This window comes from Algoriphagus sp. TR-M9 (genome assembly GCF_027594545.1).
GTDB classification, from domain to species: domain Bacteria; phylum Bacteroidota; class Bacteroidia; order Cytophagales; family Cyclobacteriaceae; genus Algoriphagus; species Algoriphagus halophytocola.
On record NZ_CP115160.1, the window covers coordinates 2152460 to 2174029 of the forward strand.

Genomic DNA, 21570 nt, shown 5'->3' on the forward strand with positions numbered 1-21570 from the left:
TCATGTGCTAGTTGGTTAAGCTATAATGTGAAAATTAGAGATAAATTATGAACAGTGATCTGTCTCAGAAAGTACATTTTGGTTCAAATCCTCAGACCTGCCTGGCCGCTAGGCAGCTCTGAAGCCTAAAACTAAATTAGGAAGCAGGAGAACTGCGCTCTCTGCGAACAACTCAGTATTCCCCTGTGAAAAAATAAAAAAACCCGAGCTAGCTCGGGCCTTAGATTTATCAGTTTCTAGTTTCTCTTATTAATCTCATCTCGGATTCTAGCCGCTCGCTCATAATCTTCATTTGCAATGGCCTTGTCCAGCATCTGGTTAAGCTTATCCAAGCTGAAATCTTTCAGGGAAGCTTCTTTTTTGGTTGTAAATTTTTGTGCAGGTTTTTTAGGTGGTTCCTTTTCGTCCTTACTCTCCACCTCAAAATGTTCAACGGCTCCCTCAGACATTGCCTTTTCGGTACAATAAACTGGGCTACCAAAACGAATAGCAATCGCAATAGCGTCGGAAGGCCTTGCATCCACTTCTACTTCAGCTAGGCTGCTTTTACAATGGATTTTGGCATAAAACACGCCTTCCTGCATATCCGTAATCACTATTTTCTCAATCTCATAATTGAATCCAGTAGCAAATGACCGAAACAGATCATGGGTCATAGGCCGGTTAGGCACTATTTTTTCGATTTCCAAAGCTATCGCCTGTGCCTCAAACATACCGATCACAATAGGCAGTCTTCTGACACCTCCCACTTCACCCAATACCAGGGTAAATGACCCGGATTGGGAATGATTGGACGAAAGTCCTAAAATCTCAAGTTCAATGAGTTTTTCCACAAAAATTTATAATTCAGCTTTTAATGCTTCGTTTAGTTTTGGTACTACTTCGAATGCATCTCCCACAATTCCATAATCCGCAGCTTTAAAGAATGGCGCGTCAGGATCTTTATTGATCACTACAATACATTTTGAAGAGTTGACTCCTGCAAGATGTTGAATAGCTCCTGAAATTCCTATTGCGATATAAAGAGATGGAGCGACTTTTATCCCAGTTTGCCCTACGTGCTCATGATGTGGTCTCCACTCCAGGTCGGAAACTGGCTTAGAACAAGCAGTAGCTGCACCTAGTATTTTCGCCATATCTTCCACCATTCCCCAGTTTTCTGGACCTTTCAGACCACGACCACCGGAAACTACAATGTCTGCCTCTGGAAGCAAAACATCCCCTGTGGCACGCTCTGTAGAAGTGATTATGGATGCAAAATCCGATTCACTCAACGCTGCCTCAAATTGCTCAACTTGAGCAGCTTCACCATCAGTTTTCAGATCTATTGCGTTCTTTTTGATAGCCAGGATCTTATCGTCTGTGGTAATAGTAGAGAAGGCAAATGCTTTTCCGGTGTAAATACTTCTCTTTACGGTATATCCTGAATCCGTTTTCGGTAGCTCTACCACATTGGAAGCCAGTCCGGCGCCTACTTTTACAGCCAGCCTAGCGGCAACTGCATCACCTAGAGAGGATTTGGCCAGGACAAGCGTCTTCGCTCCCACTTGCTTGTATGCTTGGGCTAACGCTGAAGCATGAGCTTGGATCACACCTTCGTCCAGTTTACTGTCCGCGGCATGCATTACTTTGGAAGCACCTGCAGATCCTACTGCGGCCAACTCTTCTTCAGCGATGGTTCCCAGCGCAACGGCAACCACATCACCTTCACCGGTCTGAGCGGCTAAAGCATGGGCAAAGGAAACCGCCTCTAAGCTGGTCTTTTTTACTTTGCCTTCGGCATGTTCTATATATACTAATATGGACATAATATTCTAATTTAAAGGAGGTTGTTTGGGTTCAATTAAAGTACTTTTGCTTCATTTTTTAGCAAATTCACCAGCTCAGATACATTGTCCTTGTCGACTAATTTCACTGCACCTTTTGCCGGAGGGAGTTCATATTTGACTGCTTCCACCTGGGTTTCCTGAGCGATTGCTTCCACCACGTTCAAGGGCTTAGTACGCGCTGACATAATTCCTCGCATATTTGGGATTTTCCATTCTGCGATAGGCTCCTGACACCCGGCTACCAAAGGTAGATCAGCTTCCAAAAGCTCCTTACCACCTTCTATTTCCCTGGCCATTTTGGCTTTACCTCCATCAATATCCAGTTTCATCACAGGAGAAAATGAGGGAATTCCCAGTAGCTCACCTACCATTCCGTGTACCATACCTCCATTGAAGTCGATGGATTCTCTCCCCATCAAAATCAAATCATATGCACCTTCTTTGGCATAATGTGCGATTTGCTTAGCCACATACATAGAATCCTGGGGAGCTGCATTGACACGAATAGCCTCGTCTGCACCTATTGCAAGCGCTTTTCTTAAGGTAGGCTCCGTTTCGGCTTCCCCTACATTCAACACGGTAAGTTTACCTGAAGTCTGGTCTCTGAGCTCCACTGCACGTGCAAGTGCGTAATCGTCATATGGACCTATGATATATTGAACCCCCGTCGTATCAAACTTGGTATTATCCGAAGTGAATTGAATCTTGGACGTAGTATCGGGCACATGGGTGATACAAACAAGAATCTTCATTGGTTTAGCGTTAGATTTTTTTAGATTTATTTCTCGTGAAAATAACAGTAACGACTTAATTAAAAAAACTATTGATGGCCAATTTGGACAGGACTCAGCTGCTGAGGCAATTTACCGAAGAAGAACCCGAAAATCCCTTCAACTGGTATGCTTTGGCATTGGAATACAAGGAAAGTGAAGCGGGTTTGGCTAAATCCTTATTCAACAAGTTGTTAACAGAGCACGCCGAATACTTACCTACTTACTTCACCGCAGCCCATTTTTTTGCAGAATTGGAAGAAATAGAACTGGCAGATCAGATTTTTCAAAAAGGTATTGCTTTGGCAAAATCCCAAAATGAGCTGAAAACCCTGCAGGAATTACAGAATGCATACCAGAATTTTCTATTTGAAAATGATATGGACTGAGATAGGCCCTAATGAAGCTTGAATCAAATTTTGTTTTTTTAACTTTTTAGGATTAGAAAAATGCCCGTTCTTGAAAGTATGAAACAACTATTGCTCATTCTTGCCTTAGGAGCTCTTCTCAGTTGCAATCCAGGTGACTCTACTAAAAACTTACCCAATTCTTATACGCTTGAAATCAAAGATTCTATTCAAGTTGATTACTTGGGTAAGCTAAATGTTTTTGATTATGATCCAGAATCAGGGCTATATCTGGGTATAGATCAAAATTTAAATCATGTGATGCTTTTTAAAGAACAAGGAGGCACCGACCATCAGTATGATTACAAGAATGATGGACCAAATGCTATCACTAAAGCTATTTCAAATAGTTTTTTGGAAGGAAAGCACACAATAATGGATTTTCAAAATGGCTTAATCCAGTATGATCAAAATGGGAATATAAGCCATAAAATAAATATACCGAGTGAGTATTTTTTATTCAACTACTCAAATTTTTCAGCTTACAAACTAGGTGATAAATATGCATACATTAGACCTGAAAGAGACCTCAGTGATTATTCCAATACAAGTGCATTTAACCAGAGAATCTACAAGAGTCCGATTTTAGAAGTTTTTGATCCTGAGACTGGCGAAATATATAACACGATGTCAATTCCTCCTGGTACTATTTATGAAGATGGAAATTTCTATCATAAGCTATTTCAGAACGTTAAAAAATCAGGTGAGAAATGGTATCTCTTTTTCTTGGCAGAAAGAAAATACTATGTCTATGAAGAAAAGGGGAATGAGTTGATTTATTCCAAAACTATAGATCTAAATATTACCGATGCTGTGGACATAATAGGCGTGCCAATCGAGAATCCAGAGCTAATCAATCAACAGGCAGAACCAAATATCTTTGGGAAAATTGAAGGGCTTTATCCCTTGTCAGAACACACCGTAGTCATCTATACCAAAGGGGTCAAAAAGGAAATATCCAATCGATATGATCCACAGAAAACTGAGGAATGGATGGGTTTTATTAATGGAATACCCCGATACGCTGCGATTTTAGACAAAAATGATTCTCTTATCCAAAAAGATATTCAACTTCCTCAAGGACTACTTTTTAATGGTGTTTCAAATGACAATGATGAGATCATTGCATTGAAAAATCAAGACTATTTCGGAGAGGAGGACAAAGTGACTTTCTATAAACTTCAAATCAAAAATTAGCTAGCATCAATAAATGATAGTACATCGAGTTTAAGGAAGGTGTTTGAATTGGGCAGAGCAGTACTTAGCATAAGTCCATCGGTTATTATATGAGCGAATTTGACTAAAAGCATCTGGTATGATGGGCAAAGCGGGATTTTCGGTTTTGGACTGGTTTGGAAGCCTGGGAAATAAATGACTCAGTTCCCAAGCGTACCGGTAGACAGGGTATCGATAGGACAAGTCGTAAAATAAACCAGTAGGTATTGTTAGACTTGGTTTAATTGGATGGAAGGATTCATTTTTAGGGTGGCATAGCCGAACAAAATTCCACTTTGAACTAATTACAAGAATGCAGCAAACCAGATAAACGGAACGAAAAACCCGATTCCCAAGACTTGTGGATACTTTTACCTTCCACCAAAGAAGGAGTCTTCAAAAATATCGAAGGATAAATCAATCCAAACCTACAATGAGTAAATTGCAGCACAGTGATTTTATTGAGTTCTGTTTGAATTGGCGGGGCCAAACGACAATAGCAAATTTATTTCTCGGGTTTTATTCGCAGTAAATACAGGGTAGAACCAAATATAAATTTCAATGAAAATTGAACTATGGCATAAATCTTAATGATCTTTAACCGAAGGCTGGAAGAATCCCTGCCATTTTATTATCTTGATAGTTTAAATATTCACTCATACGTTTTTGTATCATGATCACCCAGAAAGAAATGCTGGCACATTTTCTTCCCATTTTTGACAAAAGCGGGAGAAACTACCAAAAGAAGAGCCTAATCAAAGCAAAAAAAGCCCAGCCCGGACTCCAGGTGGTCACCAAAACCAGCGATGGAATAGAGACCAAAAACACTGCGGAAAAGGGAGATTGGCTGGTGGAAAACCAAACTAGTTCCAATGAGCAATACCTGGTCAAAGCCGAGACTTTTGCCAAAAAATACAGACTGCTTCAATCCCTGGAGCAAGGTTGGGGCTGCTATGAACCTATAGGTAGAATAATAGGCTTAGAGGCCAAAATGGAATATTTTGAGGCTTTCCCAAAAGCGGGAGAAGTCCGTTTTGAGGCTCCATGGAAAGACAGCATGATCATCCGGGAAGGTGATTTTTTGGTAGTTCCACCCGAGAAAGATGAAATTTACAGAGTGGCAAAAAAGGAATTCTTAGAAACTTATAAGGAGATTTAACCCGGATTTTGCATTAGGTTTCGTTATGAGGGCAGTAATTGCAATAAAATCAGGCTGTTTGGAGACCGAGCTATAGCACCGCTATAGTGAAGTCGAAAACTGCAACGTAGTAACTGATTTTGAAGTAATTACTGGCCGCAATAGAATTGCTAATGCATAATTCGGGTTTAAGGCACCAAAACTAGCTTGCCCAGTTGATTACCCTTATTCATCTTTTCAAAAGCTTTTGAAGCATTTTCCAAATTATAGACCTCATCGATTAAGGGTTTTATTTGATGCTTGCTGACAAAGGCTAACATTTCTTCAAAATCCAAATCTGATCCCATAGTGGTGCCCATGATGTTCAGCTGATTCCAGAATATTTTCCTAGCCGCCAATTCACCCGGATTTCCCAATGTAGCACCGTAAAAAACAATCCTGCCACCTGGTTTGGCTACTTTGACCAAATCATTCAAGGCATCACCGGCAGCGCCATCAATGATCAGGTCAAATCCGCCGGTTTCTGCTAAAGCTTGATCTGTCCAGTTTTCATTTTGATAATTGTACCCTGCTTTAGCGCCAAGTTGTAAAGCTTTGGAAATTTTTGCTTCGCTACTGCTGCTTACAAAAACATTTGCCTGAGCAGCAAGACCAAATTGTGCAGCAAATTGAGCTACTCCCCCGCCAAAACCAGTAACTAATAGATTTTCGCCAGCTTGTAATCTCCCTCTATAGTTAAGCGCCCTATAGGCGGTCAATCCAGCAAGTGGAAGTGCGGCCGCTTCCTCCCAAGTCATATGCTTAGGCTTGGGATGCAGGCGATCTACCGGGACATTGATAAATTCTGCAAAGGTACCATTGCTTGGCATACCCAAAATCTGAAATTCTTTGCCCTGAGCACGCTGATCATCTCCCCAATTCAAGGCCGGATTAATAATCACTTCCTGGTCCAGCCATTTGGCATCAACTTCAGCTCCAAGATCAGTAACTACCCCGGCTCCATCTGAACCCAAAATTACTCCATCCTGAATATTCGGATAAAGTCCCTGCCTACACCACTCATCTCTGTGATTAAGGGCTGCAGCTTTGACTTTAATCTGTACTTCATGAGCTTTCAAAGCTCCTGTTTGAACTTGAGTCAATAACAGCTTGGATTCTTGAGAACTTGCTAGGGTTAAAGCTTTCATCTGAATTTAAAATTCTGGGGTTCTGTCGTTTCTATTGAGCAAATCGTCTCCATCATCGGAGTTGGCTTTACTTTGGAGCTTAATAGTATTACCTGAATCAAAGTCAGAAACACCGCTAGACTGAGCTCCAAAAGTAGGCCTATACATGGCATTCCCACCTGGAGGCTCCTCCATAGTACCAAAGCCATCCAAATCCTGAAACTTCGTGTACCTACCTATAAATCGGAGCTTCACATTGTCCAATGAACCATTTCTATGCTTGGCAATAATCACCTCTCCCACGCCCTGCGTGGAATTATGATCTTCGTCCTCAGTGATCCCGTAGTACTCCGGCCGGTATAGGAACATCACCATATCTGCATCCTGCTCGATGGCACCGGACTCTCTCAAATCCGAAAGCTGTGGTCTCTTATCACCCCCTCTGGTCTCCACGGCCCTGGAAAGCTGCGATAGTGCAATAACTGGAACTTCTAATTCCTTGGCGATTTTTTTCAAGGCACGAGAAATACTGGCAATCTCCTGTTCCCTGTTTCCGGCCCCACCACCCTTGGTATCGCCGGACATTAATTGCAAGTAATCGATTACGATCATTTGAATGTCGTGTTGAGCTTTGAGCTTTCTACATTTGGCTCGAAGTTCTAGGATAGAAAGTGCCGGTGTGTCATCTACGAAAAGCGGTGCCTTGGATAGTTTGGCGGTTTTATGTACTAGCTGTGCCCACTCATGCTCTGCCAGCGTACCCTTTTTGATTTTTTCTGAATCCAGTTCAGCTTCTGAGGAAATCAATCGATTCACCAGCTGTACAGAGGACATTTCCAAGGAAAAAATGGCAACGGGACGGTTATGATCTACTGCTGCATTACGAAGTACTGAGAGAACAAATGCCGTTTTCCCCATCGCAGGACGGGCAGCGATAATGACCAGATCAGACTTTTGCCAGCCTGAAGTCACTCTGTCCAAAGCTGTCAATCCTGAAGGAACACCTGTCAAACCATCCTTTTGATCCTTTTTGGATTCCAGTTCCAAAATAGCTTCACGCATGATGGATTTCATGTCCGAATAATTCTTTCGGATGTTTTTTTCAGAAATCTCAAAAAGACTCTGCTCCATTTTGTCCAAAAGTTCAAATACATCAGTGGTCTCCTCGTAGGCATCCCGCTGAATATCCGAAGAAATCCTGATCATTTCCCGCTTGATGGATTGCTCTGTGATGATTCTGGCGTGATATTCAATATTGGCTGCAGAGGCTACCTTTGAGGTCAATTCGGTCACATAAAAAGCTCCACCCGCAATTTCCAAGGTACCATTCCGCCTGAGCTGGGAAGTGACAGTTAATAAATCTATAGGCTGGCTCTCCGTAAAGAGATCCAAAATCGCTCTATATATAGCCTGGTGGGAGTCTTTGTAAAAGCTTTCTTCCTTCAGAATATCGATGACATTGGTCAAGGCATCCTTTTCCAGCATCAAGGCTCCCAGCACAGCTTCCTCCAGGTCAACGGCCTGCGGTGGCACTTTCCCAAGGTTGGATGAAGGAGTGTGAGATGGTTTATTTCTGGTAAATCGTTGGTTGGTGCTTTTTTCGGACATGGAACAAATGTATTGCTAAAAAGACAAGAGTTTTAAACAACTTTTGCCCTACTTATCAACAATCCATAGCCTCAATAATCAAGCCGCTTCCAGGCTGATTAAACATTAAAAAACGCCTGTTAAAGCTTCAAAACCCCATTGTTCATTGTGCTTCAGTTCTATAGCTGTCTCAATCTAGAATTACATTTTGAGTGAAATTCTTCGCCCATGTGGAAAAAATGTTGTCAATTATAAAAGCAAGTCTTCTACGCAGCCAATAATTATTTTTAAGTTTGATCCTCCATGTAAATCCCCAGTTTCTAACCTCATGAAGAGATATCATTTTATAGCCATTGGAGGTGCAGTCATGCACAATCTAGCACTTGCATTAGTGGAAAAAGTCTATCAGGTCACCGGTTCAGATGATGAAATCTACGAGCCATCCCGCACCCGACTACAGCAAGCCGGGATTTTACCCGAAACCTACGGCTGGTTCCCCGACAAAATCACTTCTGACCTGGACGGTATCATTCTGGGGATGCATGCTAGAATTGACAATCCTGAATTGGTTAAGGCGCAGGAGTTAGGCATTCCCGTATATTCTTTTCCGGAGTTTATATATAACCAAAGTCAAGATAAAAAACGCGTAGTGATCGCGGGATCACATGGCAAAACCTCCATTACTTCTACCATACTGCATGTCCTGAAAGATCAAAATGTGGACTTTGACTACCTGGTGGGAGCGCAGATTGAAGGTTTTGACCTGATGGTAAAACTATCGGACGCACCTGTGATAATTATTGAGGGTGATGAATACCTTACTTCGCCATTGGACAGAACTCCCAAATTCTTCCATTATAAGCATGATATTTTGCTGGTGAGTGGCATTGCTTGGGATCATTATAATGTATTCCCAGATTTTGACAATTATAAAAATCAGTTTAGCCAATTGATGGATCTGACCCCAAAAGATGGAGAGTTGACTTATTGCGAAGCGGATCCTCTGGTCAAAATAGCCGGGGAAAATGCTAAAATTTCCGCCAAGAAAACACCTTATCTAGCACATCCTGCTGTAATCCAAGATGGAAAAACCTTTCTGGAAACTAACAAGGGCCTGCTTCCGATCCAGATCTTTGGTGAGCACAATTTGCAAAACCTCCAGGGAGCTATGAATATTTGTCTGGCTTTAGGGATTTCAGAGGAGCAATTCTATCAGAGCATACAGTCCTTCAAAGGTGCAGCAAAGCGTCAGGAATTATTAGTAGCGCGCGGGGATGCAGCCTTGTACCGGGATTTTGCCCACGCCCCGTCCAAATTGAAAGCTACCGTCTCAGCGGTGAAAGCCCAGTTTCCCGAGCGTAAACTCATCGCAGTACAAGAACTTCACACCTATTCTTCGCTTAACAAAGCTTTTTTGCCTAACTATGCTGACGCTATGGAAGCTGCAGATGTAGCTGTGGTTTACCTGGATCCTCATGCAGTGGCACTAAAAAAACTAGAGCTCATGGATGAGGAAACGCTTAGATCAGGGTTTAAGCGTCCGGATTTGAAATTATTTACAGATAGCAGTAGCCTGAAGGAGTTTCTATTAACCCAAGACTACGGCAATACAAACTTACTTTTGATGAGTTCTGGTTCGTATGACAACATGGACTTGGAGCCTATTAAAGCAAAATTCAACTGAAATGAAACTTAATTTAAAGAACCCCATCGCATTTTTTGACCTGGAAGCTACCGGCACCAATGTATCCACGGATCGAATCGTAGAAATAAGCATTGTAAAAGTGCAACCAGATGGTGGTCAGACCATTTTCACCAAAAAAGTAAACCCCACTATCCCTATTCCCTTGGAATCCTCTTTGATTCACGGAATATATGATAAGGATGTACGTGAGGAACCTACTTTCAAGGATCTGGCAAGAGATATTTATCAGTTTATAGGACAGGCAGATCTAGCAGGATTTAATGTCTTGAAGTACGATATCCCACTTTTGGTAGAGGAATTTCTGCGTGCGGGAATTGAATTTGACCTGGACAAAAGAAACCTACTCGATGCCCAGAAAATCTTTTTCATGATGGAGAAAAGAAACCTAACTGCGGCGTACAAATTTTACTGTGGTCAAAAACTGGAAAATGCACACAGCGCAGAAGCCGATACATTGGCCACGCTGGATGTTTTCAAAGCTCAAATAGAACGTTACTTGGGTGAAGAAATGGAAGACCTACAGGGCAATGTAGTGGGGACTTTCGAAAATGACATGAAAAAACTCCACGATCTACTCAATGAAAAAATGGTGGATCTGGCAGGAAGATTTGTCTTTAACTCAGAAGGAGTGGAAGTTTTCAATTTTGGAAAGCAAAAAGGAAAACCGGTCACTCAGGTGCTAAAAGAAGAGCCGGGCTATTACGACTGGATGATGCGGGGAGATTTCCCACTGGATACCAAGCGAAAACTCACTCAGATCAAACTGAGAGGATTTAATCAATAACAAAAAACCCGACTTATTAAGTCGGGTTTTTTGTTAGGATTATTCCAGTTTTCATTAAAGTCTCGATTTTGACGGTCTAGAATATGGATATCCGCTTTCTTACCAGTAGTGAGAGAAATTATGGGTTAAGGTTTCTTTCTACGTGCTGTGGGCAGTGGACTGTTTCCGGTGGACGATTATCTGCTACCTATCCAGCCACATTCTTTAACTACTGGCATCATTACGGATAATCATAATCTAGAATTAATCTCCCTCATAGTACTTCATTGCTTCAGACATATGCTTATTCAGCTTGTCAATTCTAGTTTGAGAAGCAGGGTGGGTAGATAGAAACTCTGGCGGAGCTTGCCCATTTTCATTTGCTAGCATTCTTTCCCAGAAAAGCGGTGCTTCCCGCGGATCATACCCGGCAATAGCCATAAAAGTCAAGCCCAATTCATCAGCCTCCAGTTCATGCTTTCTGGAAAAACTCAGCATTCCCAACTCACTACCCATACCCACAGATTGTAGGAATATCTGTTGGGTCATGGTTGGGTTTTGCCCTATGGCAGTAGATAGTACACTCACGCCCAGATTTGCAATCATTCCATTGGACATACGCTCTGCGGAATGTGAAGCCACCGCGTGGGCAATCTCATGGCCCATGACCACAGCGATACCCGTTTCACCCTGAGTCAAGGGCATGATTCCAGTATAAAATGCTACTTTCCCGCCAGGCATGCACCAGGCATTGACTTGATCGCTTTGTAAAAGATTGAATTCCCAATCGAATGAATTGGCTAAGTCGGTATAGCCCTGGGCAGTTAGATAAGACTCTACAGCTTCTGCCATGCGTTTCCCCACATTGAGCACTTTTTGCCCATCGGCAGTATTGGTGACAACCTTTTCCTCTTTTAGCACCTGATCGTATTGCTCATTGACCATGGGCTGGATTTCTTCATTGGACACTAAGGCTAATTGATTTCTGCCGGTCAAAGGCACTTTGGCGCAGGAATAGGCAATCAGGCCTGCACAGAAAAGTATCGCTATTTTTTTCATCGTTGGATTTTTTTAAGACAATAAACCCAAATTAAATACCAGAAAGCATTTTTCACTAATTTGAAACCTTAACGAAACTCAAAATGAAGGAATCAAATGCTCAAATCCCTTTAAGCTCAGCAGCTTTGTCTTATCAAAAAAAGATGCTGAATCCGATTGTTTTTTGGTTTGCCATGCTGGTGAAGCTCCCTTCGGCTGTTTTTTGGAGAATGAGAATTAAGAAACTGGATGCCGAGAAATGTGCGGTAAGCCTTCCCTTTTCCTGGCGGACCCAGAATCCTTTCAAATCCATCTACTTTGCTGCCATGGCAGGAGCAGGTGAATTGAGTACAGGTGCATTGTGCCAATTGGCGATGAGCGGAAAAGGAAAATTCTCCATGCTTGTAGTAGATTTTCGGGCAGAATATTTCAAAAAAGCCAATAGCAAAATCATTTTTACATGCAATCAAGGCCAGGAATTGGCAAAATTACTGGAATCTTTGGCTGTGGGAGAGGCAGACAAACTCACCATGATTTCATCGGGAGTAAATCCCCAGGGAGAGGAAGTCGCGAAATTTTATGTCACCTGGTCATTCAAAAGAAAGGCTTAAGGAATCCAGCGTTTTTCACGAGCTATAAACTCATTCAGTGTAGCATAAACCCTGGAAGAGCTCCAATCCAAAAATTCATGGGAACTCGCTCCTTCATTGAATCGGATGATCAGGTAGTCCCAATCTTTCCGCCCCAGCTGATGTTTCACCATCAGGTTTCTGCGTACAGAATCAGATTCCACTACAGCATAGTAACCTTCCCTTCGGGCTTCCCACTCGAGTTTCTTTTGATATTGCCGCTCCTGTCGCGCTCTTTTGGTGAGTGAAGAGAGAACTCCAGCAATAGCCACTCCCCCGGTGGCATTGGGTGAATCTAAGTAGCCTGCCGTAATTCCTGAAGAATTGCCTTTTATACGCTCCTCCTCAGGATTCACGACAACTAATTTCCCATCTATGAACCGAAATGAATAAGGTTCAGACTTCACCTCAAACGTAGGCAAAAGTCTGGCTTGATCCTGGATTTGTAACTGTAGGTATCGCTCCTCACCCAGCACCAGTTTCTGATCAAAAAATCCGGGATAGCTCAGTTTCAAGGTATCCCCTTTCGCTGCAATCACTGAAAAGTAGCCGCGCACATTCGTAGAGTCAGAAGATTCCTTGCCTATCACCTGTACAAAAACTCCTTCCAAATAATTCTTGTCCGACCAGTCCAGCACATTTCCTGAATAGGTGGCCTGAGCCAAAGCTCCCTGCGCAAAGCCAAAGAATAGCAAGAGTAGTAACTTAAATTTCATCAAGTCTGAAAATTAGGAGTGAAAACGCTACAGATAAAATCTGGGGAGTTAAAGAAACTTAAGCAAATCGAATTTGTATGTTTACTCACAAAATTATCCTGCCTAATTTTGCTTTATGAACCACCAACTGACTCGCCTAGCCCCCACTCCCAGTGGTTTTTTACACTTGGGAAACCTGTATTCCTTTCTGCTTACCCAGGCGCTGGCAGAAAAAACCGGAGCTAAAATCCTGCTCAGAATAGACGATCTGGATCGGGAAAGGTATCAGGCAGCATATGTTCAGGATATTTTTGACACGTTGGATTTTATGGAGATCAGGTATGATATGGGCCCAAAAACCCTGAGTGAATTTGAAAAGGAATGGTCTCAAATCCACAGAATGGATAAGTACCGGGAAGCATTGGAGATCCTAAGTGCTAAAGGGGCAGTATTTGCCTGTGAATGCAGCCGGAAGAAAATCCAGCAATACGATTCCTCAGGCTATTACCTGGGGCTTTGCCAAACGCTGCGCATTCCTCTGGACAAAGAAAACACCTCTTGGAGAATGGATACTTTTGAGACGGATTTCATCAAAATGAAGTCCTACCCGGGTGAAACCAAATCCTACACCATGCCTCATGATACCGCATTTTTTGTGGTGAGAAAGCGGGATGGACTGCCCGCTTACCAACTGAGCTCTGTGGTCGATGACCTGCATTTTGGGGTTGATTTGATTGTGCGGGGAAAGGATCTGCAGAGTTCTACCTTGGCTCAACTGATGCTTTCAGGATCACTGGAGCAGCCAAAATTTAACGAAAGTACCTTTCACCATCACCCCCTATTAAAAGGTGCCAAAAACAAAAAGCTATCCAAATCTGCTGGGGACACTTCCATACAGTTTCTACGAAAGGAAGGCAAAAAGCCTGCAGACCTATACCGGATTTTAGGAAAAATGATGGGAGCTAAAGAACAGGTTTCCAGCTATGGTGAGTTTAAAGAGCTGTTGGATATTTAATATGACTAGTCCTTTTCACTAAAAAAAGCCGACTCTCGCCGGCTTCTTTCCATTTAAAGATAACATTAATCATACTTCGCCGGCATATCCGGTGCTACCATGGAGTTTTGGATGAATTCACGAATGTCTTCATTGGAAGTCTCCAGGTCTTCAGCTCTCAGATACATCATGTGACCGCTTCTGTAGCCTTTCCAGGATATTCTATCTGACATTCTCCCCGTAGGATCAATCTGCCACATGTTGTATTTGGCATTGAAAAAGTCTGTCCCTCCATCATAAAGTCCAGACTGTACCATCACATGCAAATAGGGATTGGAACGCATGGCCGTACCCAGATCGTAACCGGTGTTTTCATTAGAACGATCCCAAGGATGCACTGGCCCGAAGAGATTGTAAGTCAGGTCAGTTTCATAGTTCAAATGCTCACGGGCATAGATCTGAAATGAAGGTGCAAATGCATGGTTCCAAGAAGTCAGTGCAGGGTCAAAATCTGGTCTGGAACCTGTCCCGGCATAATCAAATCCCTTGTACCTGCTATCCAATCTGCCTATGGTCATTCCCTCATCTCGAAGTAGCTCCTTCCAAAAGAAATTAGTCGGAATCAATAGATTGTGCTCCAAAACCACCTGCTTGCTCAATCCGGAATAATGCGCATATTTCGTAGCGATCTCCTCCCGTTCTGCTGCAGAAAGGGTTCCTCCCTTAACTACGGCAGGTATTAGTTCATTAATAGTAAAAGCTTCTACCTCCGGCAAAAACTCATCTAAATCCTGATTTTGAAGGTCAGCATCAAGTGCCTCATGATACCAGGCAGTAGCGGCATAATAGGGAAGGTAATTAGAGGTATGAATGATATCCCCACGCTCTATCCCCAGCTCTGTAGGTGACACCAAGATCACTCCGTTGAAATACATCCAGTGCGAACTTTGAAGTCTTGCGACCAATCCAGCCACACGGGTAGTACCGTAGCTTTCACCGATCAGGTACTTTGGCGAAGCCCAACGACCCGCCCTGGTCACGAAAGTATTGACCCAGTCTGCCAGATACCTGATATCCGAATTGATCCCAAAAAAAGTCTTTCGGTCCACTTCCGGATCTACAATCCTAGAATACCCGGTATTTACCGGATCTACGTACAGGATATCCGCTACATCCAGGATGGAGTGTGGGTTTGACTTGACACCATAAGGCTGTAAAGGATAGCCCTCATCATCGATTTTCAGAACTACCGGTCCTGTGTAGGCGATATGCATCCAGATAGATGCCGATCCTGGTCCGCCATTGAAGGAGATTACCAAAGGTCTGGTGCTTTTGTCGGAGACATCCGTACGCTCATAGTAGGTGTAAAACAAGGAGGCGATTGGCTTGCCATCTTCGCCCCATACCGGCTGAGTGCCCGCTGTTGCTTTGTAAGGCACTTTTTTGCCTTTGATAGTCGTCTCGTGACTGGTTTCTACTTTGGACTCTATTTCGATCTGCCGCTCGACCTGGGCTTGAACCCATCCCAGACAAAACATAAATAGAAATGTAAAACTAAATTTTCTCATAAAGTTGGGGTTAATGTGTACTGAATTTGAAACTACTACTAGAATTTCAATTCAAATGATTTATTACATCAATGGAGCCTTCCTTGTTTAACTTTTACCGACGGAAACCAGTCTGGCGATCACCACAGCCGGGTAGAGTATTCCAATAGTAGACAGTAGCACGGAAAGCATTTTGGCCATAATCTGAATGGGATACAGATCCCCAAATCCCACGGTGGTCAGGGATACCAAGCTGAAATAAATATAAAGCGCAAAGTCCTTGTCTATCCCCGTCAACTCGATATCACCTCCTATTCCTGATCCTGTGGTCAAATAGATAATTTCAAACAAAAATGCACCCAGAATGGCGACCAGCAAATACACATTGATTGCTCCGATAATCCTGTAAATATTTACTTCATAATCCCGAAACAAAAGCCTAATATTCAATGATATAAAAACAATCATATTTAGTAAACCTACTACTCTTTCGGCCAAGTAATATTCAAAATCATAGCTGGAAAACCTGATAATTCTAAGCGTAAGTTGCGTAAAGAAAAGCACGGCTGTCAGCGCAATTAGCCATTTTTTCCGGGAGGACCAAATCCCGGTAAAGAACAAAAACAGAAATGCTGAATTGACGAAAAGCGCATGCACATGACCGTACTCGATCAGAATCGGCAGTACAAAAACTGTGAACACCAGGATCAACAGCAGGACAGAAAAACTGGCATCAGTCAGCCAATAATTGGTGAAGGAATTCACCACATACTTCACCTGTCTTTTACCTTTCCCAAATTGGTCCATACTTTTTTAATTAATAGCGCGCTCTCAAAATTTGCAAGTGATGGGCAAAATGACCGGGAATGATCCAAAGCAATGCTCTCGGAGTAATCGAGTTACCATCTGCACTGCCAACCAAATCCAGGCTTCCATCAGGAAGAATTTTCAGCATACTGATCAATGACAAACGCTGAGCTACAAAATTATCCAAAAGGTCCGCTATAGAAACCTTACCAAATTTGCCATTCACCACATAGGGATCCTGATCAAAACCTGGAAGGGAAGCTTTCTCCCCTCTTGCGATACAGAGTGCCCGAAAGGCCATGATCCGCTCTGTATCTATAATGTGTCCCAGCACTTCTTTGGGGGTCCATTTACCCAACTCATAGGGCTGATCTACCCACCCGTCAGCTTTGGAGGAGAAAAATTGAACCAAATGATCTGTTTGTTCTAAAAGCTGCTCTTCGTAATTATTACCGGAAGTTTGTTTCAAGTAAGTCGAAAAAAAAGCTGAATAATCCCCTTCTTTCGGTTGTTCTATGGTTTTCATGTAATAATTCTTTCGCTTAAATAAGTATGTGATAAATTTAAAGCATAAGTATAAACCCCTACCATAATATGACTAAAAAATTACTGATTATTGCGCTTTTGGCTTTGGTCCAAAATTCATTCAGCCAAACCATCATCCATAGAAATGCCGAAATTGAAGAGATGGTCTCTGAAATTTCTGCTGATTCCCTAGAGCATCATGTCCGGCAACTGGCATCATTTAACACGCGTCATACCTTGAGTCAAGATGAAGTAAATGGTATGCCCGCTGCGCAAAATTATGTTTTGTCCAAGTTTAATCACTTTGCGAAGCAATCCGGAGGAAGGATGTCTGCGGAAATCGAAGCCTTCACCATTCCAGCAGATGACAGAAGAATCCAAGTTGACTCCCCCGGCGCCAATGTAATCGCTACTTTGAAGGGGACAAATCCTGCCGATGACCGTATTTTTATTATTTCGGCGCATATGGACTCTAGAAATAAAGATGTAATGGATGCCGAAAACCCTGCTCCGGGGGCAAATGACGATGGAAGCGGCACGGCTGCCGTAATAGAGCTGGCCAGGGTTATGGCCTCGCATGAATTCTCCGCGACCATTCTTTTTGTGGCATTTACCGGAGAGGAACAGGGGCTAAAAGGCGCCACCTATCTGGCTGAAAAGGCCAAGGAAAATAATTGGAACCTAGCTGCTATACTGAATAATGACATAGTGGGCAACAGTGAATCCTCAGAAACTTTGCTGAAGGATAACTTGAAGCTGCGGGTATTTTCAGAAACCATTCCCCTAGCTGAGACGGAGCGAGAAGCAGCGGTACGCAGATATACTAACGCTGACAATGACAGCAAATCCCGACAGCTAGCGCGATATGTAAAGGAAGTCGGGGAGCGCTACGTAGACCAATTTGAAATCAAGCTGATCTATAGAAGTGATCGATTTCTTCGGGGAGGAGATCAGACACCCTTTGCCAGAAATGGTTTTACTGCAGTTCGCATCAGCGAAATGAATGAAAACTACATTCATCAGCATGAAAATGTACGCGTAGAAGATGGTGTGCAGTACGGCGATTTACCCGAGTTCATGGATTTTGAATACCTCAGAAAAGTAGCCGGAGTGAATCTTGCCGCTTTGGCCAATCTTGCCAATTCACCTAGCCTACCAGAGGAGGTAAGAATCGATGTGCGTAGCTTAAGCAATAAGTCCAGTTTGCTTTGGAAAGCACCTCAAATAGGCAATGTAAAGGGTTACTATGTACTCATGCGCGAAACCTCCTCTCCTATGTGGGAAAAGAAATTTTTCACCACAGACACCAGCTTGACAGTTCCTTATTCCAAAGACAACTATTTCTTTGCGGTACAGGCGGTGTCCGAATCCGGTGCAGAGAGTTTGGCTGTATTCCCGACACCTTTGACCAGGTAAGGGAATTCTTCCTGATGCACGCCACTCAATCAAAAGAAAGGTTCTTTGCAGCACATTGGATATGCAGACAATTTTAAATTATACTCATTCCAAATTCAGCAGGAATGCATTAGATGTGGAACTGTAATCACTATATTTAGTTTAATAATACAAATACGAAAACTATGAAAACTAAAGAAATTGTAACGCTTCAGCGTTCCTTATTAGTCGATACAGAAAAACTGCTGAACAATCAGGTCGCAATGGAAGGTAAATCTTCTGCATACTACCTTTCTATGGCATCTTGGTGTCACATGATGGGCTATGAAAATGCTGCAAAATACCTCTACACCCATGCGGATGAGGAAAGAATGCACATGATGAAAATCTTCCAATACATCAACGAGGCTGGAGGCCACGCCATACAGCCAGAGATCAGTGACATCCGTCATAACTTCAATTCACTACGCGAGGTATTTGAACTAATCCTGGAGCACGAAATCAATGTCACTAAGTCTATTAACTTGATCGTAGATCACGCCTTTACCAAAAAAGACTTTGCGACTTTCAGCTTCATGCAGTGGTATGTGACTGAACAAAGAGAGGAAGAAACCATGTCCAGAAGAGCCCTGGAGCTATTTGATATTATAGGTGAAGAAGGAGTTGGACTTTGGACCATCGATCAGGAGTTAGGCAAGCTCCACGATGCTGCACATCCGCAGCAAGCTTAATAGTTAATATGATTATCCGCAATGACGCCCGTCACCTTAGATCCTTCGCATATCTGGTCGGAAGACCGATACTACGACTGCGCTCAGTACAAGTGACCGAAGACTCCCGCAGGAGCGGGACAGGCTGAAGTGGCCTCAATTCTAAAGTTTAACATGTGCTTTATTGCTTTAGCCTCATTACTGGAAGAAAAGCGGATATATAAAAGCAAATATCATCTTTAAAGAAAAAGCGATCTTAGGATCGTTTTTTTTTTGCTTTTAACAGAATGAGGAACCGGGTTTTATGGGGGTAAAAAACAGTTAACTTCAAATTATTCTCAAAAAAGTCAAGTTTTGTACGATTAGGATTTTTACTTCACAGGCTTTGATTTAAATTATGCAAGATTTACTTAACTCAATTACCTCATTTCCTAGTTTCTATGGCATTTAATAAAAACCAGGTAGCTTTTTTCCAATCCATCAAAACATCCATGCCCTCTTACACCTCGCTGGTGGATGTCATTGCAGAGATTTTAGAGATCAGTATAGACAGTGCTTACCGGCGTATTCGAGGAGAAAAGCTTTTAGATTTTGAAGAAATAGAAATCCTTTGCAATAAATTCAATGTGTCCGTGGATAGGTTTTTTAGCCTCAATTCAGACAGTATATTGTTCAAAGGTCACCAAAATAATTACCAGGAAACCAGCTTTAAAGAATGGATGGAAGATGTGCTTGCCCAGCTCAAGTTTGTAAGCAGCTTTACGAATAAACACATCTACTGGCTGGTAAAAGATATGCCGCCCTTCCATCACTATTACCATAAAGAATTGGCAGCATTCAAGTTCTTTTTTTGGATGAAATCCATTCTGTACAATGAAAGTTTAAAGGATAAAAAATTCAGCATTTCAGACAACATTTACGATGAATACGCTGAGCTAACAGAGCAAATACTCAAGGCCTATCATAAGATCCCGAGTACTGAAATCTGGAATATCGAAGGAATCACCACCACACTACGGCAAATTGACCTCTATCACGAAATGGGCATCATGACCAGCACAGAAGATGCACTATTTCTATACAACTGCGTACTGGAAGTGATTGACAATTTGGAAAACATGGCCGAGACAGGAAAAAAAATCATTCCTAAACACCCAGATATAGAAGGAGCAGATTTCAATTTTTTTGTCAATGAATTTATCATCGGTGATAATACCTTCTTTGCCACCATGGATGAAAATAAAGTCACCTATTTGAACCACAGTGTGATTTATTTTCACGGAACCTCTGACCCGGTTTTTAACGATGCCATGTTTAAAAACCTGGAAAACCTCATCAAAAAATCCACTCAAATCAGCGTGGTCTGCGAAAAAGAACGAAAGCAGTTTTTCAATAAGCTGCGTAAGAAAGTCTACGAGCTCATAAAATTACTACCAGAGCCTGAAGAATGAACCTGACTGGACGTTCATTTTTTTCTTATAGCGAAAAGAATCCATTAATTTAGAGGATCAATCGAAACCGTGATGATGAATAGTAAAATTTATACCCTGATAGGATTTTCCTTGGCAGGATTGCTAGTAGCTTCCTGCTCAGAAAAACCTTCAGAAAAAGTAATTGATGAGGATAAAATGGTGATCGCCACCAAACCCGCCCCTACTACCAAAGAAGAGGGGATGGTATGGATCCCAGGCGGCGAGTTCGTCATGGGTACCAACGAAACAGAAGCCTACCCGGCTGAGAAACCAGCCGTAGAATTAAAGGTAGACGGATTTTGGATGGATACCCATGAAGTTACTAATGCCGAGTTTTCTGAGTTCGTAGAAGAGACTGGCTATGTGACTTTAGCCGAAAAGAAGCCAGTTTGGGAAGATCTAAAAAAACAATTGCCACCAGACACTCCAAAGCCTGCCGACGATGTACTGGTAGCCGGTTCCATGGTATTCACGCCTCCTGCTCAGGCCGTACCATTACAGGATATCTCCCTGTGGTGGACCTGGATCCCTGGTGCCAACTGGAGACATCCGGAAGGACCTGGATCTGATCTGGAAGGCAGAGAAAACCATCCGGTGGTACACATCGCTTATGAAGATGCTAAAGCCTACGCCGACTGGGCTGGCAAAAGACTCCCGACCGAGAACGAATGGGAATTTGCAGCACGTGGCGGAGCCAATGGTAAAAGGTTTGCCTGGGGTGACGAGCTTACTCCAAATGGACAATACCTGGCCAATACCTTCCAAGGCAATTTTCCAAATGGAAATGAGTCCTTAGACGGTTTTGAAGGCACCTCACCGGTGAAATCTTTTGCTCCGAACACCTTCGGATTGTATGACATGATCGGAAATGTATGGGAGCTGACTGATGACTGGTATGACGCACTGAAATATGCCAGACTAGCGGGACAAGCCCCGAAATTGGACGCAAATGTCAATCAGTGCTATGTGCCTAATAATCCTTATGCCATGGAGCGCGTGATCAAGGGAGGTTCATACCTCTGTGCGGATAATTATTGCGTGAATTACCGCCCATCTGCCAGACAGGGACAAGCATTTGACAGTGGAACTTCCAATGTAGGTTTCAGGCTGGTTAAAGATCCTGAAGACAAAACGTTGGCAAGTAAGTAATACGACAATGGCGTGAAAAGAGGCAAGTC

Annotated in this window: 21 protein-coding genes; 11 read left to right on the plus strand and 10 right to left on the minus strand. The window is 42.7% G+C overall.

What is annotated here, in order from left to right; all coding sequences use genetic code 11:
• Positions 1 to 236: 236 nt before the first annotated feature.
• From PBT90_RS09325 to PBT90_RS09335, 3 genes are read right to left on the minus strand one after another with little or no spacing between them, the layout of a single operon-like run.
• Complete coding sequence (locus PBT90_RS09325) at positions 237 to 833, minus strand: bifunctional nuclease family protein (RefSeq protein WP_264810138.1); 597 nt, start codon at positions 831 to 833, stop codon at positions 237 to 239.
• Positions 834 to 839: 6 nt separating this feature from the next.
• A complete protein-coding gene (locus tag PBT90_RS09330; RefSeq protein ID WP_270132878.1) occupies positions 840 to 1808 on the minus strand; it encodes an electron transfer flavoprotein subunit alpha/FixB family protein in 969 nt (322 codons plus the stop codon).
• Positions 1809 to 1843: 35 nt separating this feature from the next.
• Positions 1844 to 2581 (minus strand): electron transfer flavoprotein subunit beta/FixA family protein, encoded by a 738-nt coding sequence (locus PBT90_RS09335; RefSeq protein WP_270132881.1) that lies wholly within the window; start codon positions 2579 to 2581, stop codon positions 1844 to 1846.
• A 74-nt stretch (positions 2582 to 2655) separates the two neighbouring features.
• Here PBT90_RS09335 and PBT90_RS09340 point away from each other — a divergent pair, with 74 nt between their 5' ends.
• The 3 genes from PBT90_RS09340 (at position 2656) to PBT90_RS09350 (ending at position 5380) form a co-directional block, all read left to right on the plus strand.
• The gene (locus PBT90_RS09340) at positions 2656 to 2988 is read left to right on the plus strand and encodes a tetratricopeptide repeat protein (RefSeq protein ID WP_264810141.1); all 333 of its coding nucleotides are present in this window, start codon (positions 2656 to 2658) and stop codon (positions 2986 to 2988) included.
• A 78-nt stretch (positions 2989 to 3066) separates the two neighbouring features.
• On the plus strand, positions 3067 to 4203 hold the full coding sequence (locus PBT90_RS09345; protein WP_270132884.1) for a hypothetical protein: 1137 nt from the start codon (positions 3067 to 3069) through the stop codon (positions 4201 to 4203).
• Between the two features lie 691 nt (positions 4204 to 4894).
• The gene (locus tag PBT90_RS09350) at positions 4895 to 5380 is read left to right on the plus strand and encodes a PGDYG domain-containing protein (RefSeq protein WP_264810145.1); all 486 of its coding nucleotides are present in this window, start codon (positions 4895 to 4897) and stop codon (positions 5378 to 5380) included.
• Positions 5381 to 5547: 167 nt separating this feature from the next.
• On the opposite strand, the gene PBT90_RS09355 is transcribed toward PBT90_RS09350, so the two are convergent.
• Positions 5548 to 6546 (minus strand): quinone oxidoreductase family protein, encoded by a 999-nt coding sequence (locus tag PBT90_RS09355; protein ID WP_270132887.1) that lies wholly within the window; start codon positions 6544 to 6546, stop codon positions 5548 to 5550.
• A 6-nt stretch (positions 6547 to 6552) separates the two neighbouring features.
• Positions 6553 to 8133, minus strand: coding sequence for a replicative DNA helicase (gene dnaB / locus PBT90_RS09360; RefSeq protein ID WP_264810148.1), 1581 nt, complete (start codon positions 8131 to 8133; stop codon positions 6553 to 6555).
• A 307-nt stretch (positions 8134 to 8440) separates the two neighbouring features.
• On the opposite strand from dnaB, the gene PBT90_RS09365 reads away from it, so the two are divergent.
• Together PBT90_RS09365 and PBT90_RS09370 are read left to right on the plus strand one after the other, a co-directional pair.
• Positions 8441 to 9796: a UDP-N-acetylmuramate--L-alanine ligase gene (locus tag PBT90_RS09365; protein ID WP_270132890.1), complete on the plus strand. Its 1356-nt coding sequence runs from the start codon at positions 8441 to 8443 to the stop codon at positions 9794 to 9796.
• 1 nt (position 9797) lies between these two features.
• A complete protein-coding gene (locus PBT90_RS09370) occupies positions 9798 to 10601 on the plus strand; it encodes a 3'-5' exonuclease (protein WP_264810150.1) in 804 nt (267 codons plus the stop codon).
• Positions 10602 to 10844: 243 nt separating this feature from the next.
• Here PBT90_RS09370 and PBT90_RS09375 read toward each other — a convergent pair whose 3' ends face one another.
• Positions 10845 to 11639 (minus strand): M48 family metallopeptidase, encoded by a 795-nt coding sequence (locus tag PBT90_RS09375; RefSeq protein ID WP_264810151.1) that lies wholly within the window; start codon positions 11637 to 11639, stop codon positions 10845 to 10847.
• An 83-nt stretch (positions 11640 to 11722) separates the two neighbouring features.
• Here PBT90_RS09375 and PBT90_RS09380 point away from each other — a divergent pair, with 83 nt between their 5' ends.
• Positions 11723 to 12229: a PaaI family thioesterase gene (locus PBT90_RS09380; RefSeq protein ID WP_270132894.1), complete on the plus strand. Its 507-nt coding sequence runs from the start codon at positions 11723 to 11725 to the stop codon at positions 12227 to 12229.
• Here PBT90_RS09380 and PBT90_RS09385 read toward each other — a convergent pair.
• Entirely contained in the window at positions 12226 to 12963 is a 738-nt protein-coding gene (locus tag PBT90_RS09385) for a carboxypeptidase-like regulatory domain-containing protein (RefSeq protein ID WP_264810154.1), read from the minus strand. The two genes, PBT90_RS09380 and PBT90_RS09385, sit on opposite strands and share 4 nt — an antisense overlap.
• Before the next feature lie 115 nt (positions 12964 to 13078).
• Here PBT90_RS09385 and PBT90_RS09390 point away from each other — a divergent pair, with 115 nt between their 5' ends.
• Positions 13079 to 13957: a glutamate--tRNA ligase family protein gene (locus PBT90_RS09390; RefSeq protein WP_270132904.1), complete on the plus strand. Its 879-nt coding sequence runs from the start codon at positions 13079 to 13081 to the stop codon at positions 13955 to 13957.
• A 65-nt stretch (positions 13958 to 14022) separates the two neighbouring features.
• On the opposite strand, the gene PBT90_RS09395 is transcribed toward PBT90_RS09390, so the two are convergent.
• The 3 genes from PBT90_RS09395 to PBT90_RS09405 all read right to left on the minus strand — a co-directional run bounded on the left by PBT90_RS09395 (position 14023) and on the right by PBT90_RS09405 (position 16816).
• A complete protein-coding gene (locus PBT90_RS09395) occupies positions 14023 to 15504 on the minus strand; it encodes a S10 family peptidase (RefSeq protein ID WP_270132906.1) in 1482 nt (493 codons plus the stop codon).
• An 87-nt stretch (positions 15505 to 15591) separates the two neighbouring features.
• Positions 15592 to 16290 carry a potassium channel family protein gene (locus PBT90_RS09400; RefSeq protein WP_264810157.1) on the minus strand — a complete coding sequence of 233 codons (699 nt, stop codon included), beginning with the start codon at positions 16288 to 16290 and terminating at the stop codon, positions 15592 to 15594.
• Between the two features lie 10 nt (positions 16291 to 16300).
• Complete coding sequence (locus tag PBT90_RS09405; RefSeq protein ID WP_264810158.1) at positions 16301 to 16816, minus strand: DinB family protein; 516 nt, start codon at positions 16814 to 16816, stop codon at positions 16301 to 16303.
• A 68-nt stretch (positions 16817 to 16884) separates the two neighbouring features.
• Here PBT90_RS09405 and PBT90_RS09410 point away from each other — a divergent pair, with 68 nt between their 5' ends.
• From PBT90_RS09410 to PBT90_RS09425, 4 genes are all read left to right on the plus strand, one after another.
• Complete coding sequence (locus PBT90_RS09410) at positions 16885 to 18231, plus strand: M28 family metallopeptidase (protein ID WP_270132910.1); 1347 nt, start codon at positions 16885 to 16887, stop codon at positions 18229 to 18231.
• A gap of 164 nt (positions 18232 to 18395) precedes the next feature.
• Positions 18396 to 18941 carry a ferritin gene (locus tag PBT90_RS09415; RefSeq protein ID WP_264810160.1) on the plus strand — a complete coding sequence of 182 codons (546 nt, stop codon included), beginning with the start codon at positions 18396 to 18398 and terminating at the stop codon, positions 18939 to 18941.
• Between the two features lie 419 nt (positions 18942 to 19360).
• Positions 19361 to 20371, plus strand: coding sequence for a helix-turn-helix domain-containing protein (locus tag PBT90_RS09420; RefSeq protein ID WP_270132913.1), 1011 nt, complete (start codon positions 19361 to 19363; stop codon positions 20369 to 20371).
• A gap of 72 nt (positions 20372 to 20443) precedes the next feature.
• A complete protein-coding gene (locus PBT90_RS09425; protein WP_264810162.1) occupies positions 20444 to 21541 on the plus strand; it encodes a formylglycine-generating enzyme family protein in 1098 nt (365 codons plus the stop codon).
• Positions 21542 to 21570: the final 29 nt, after the last annotated feature.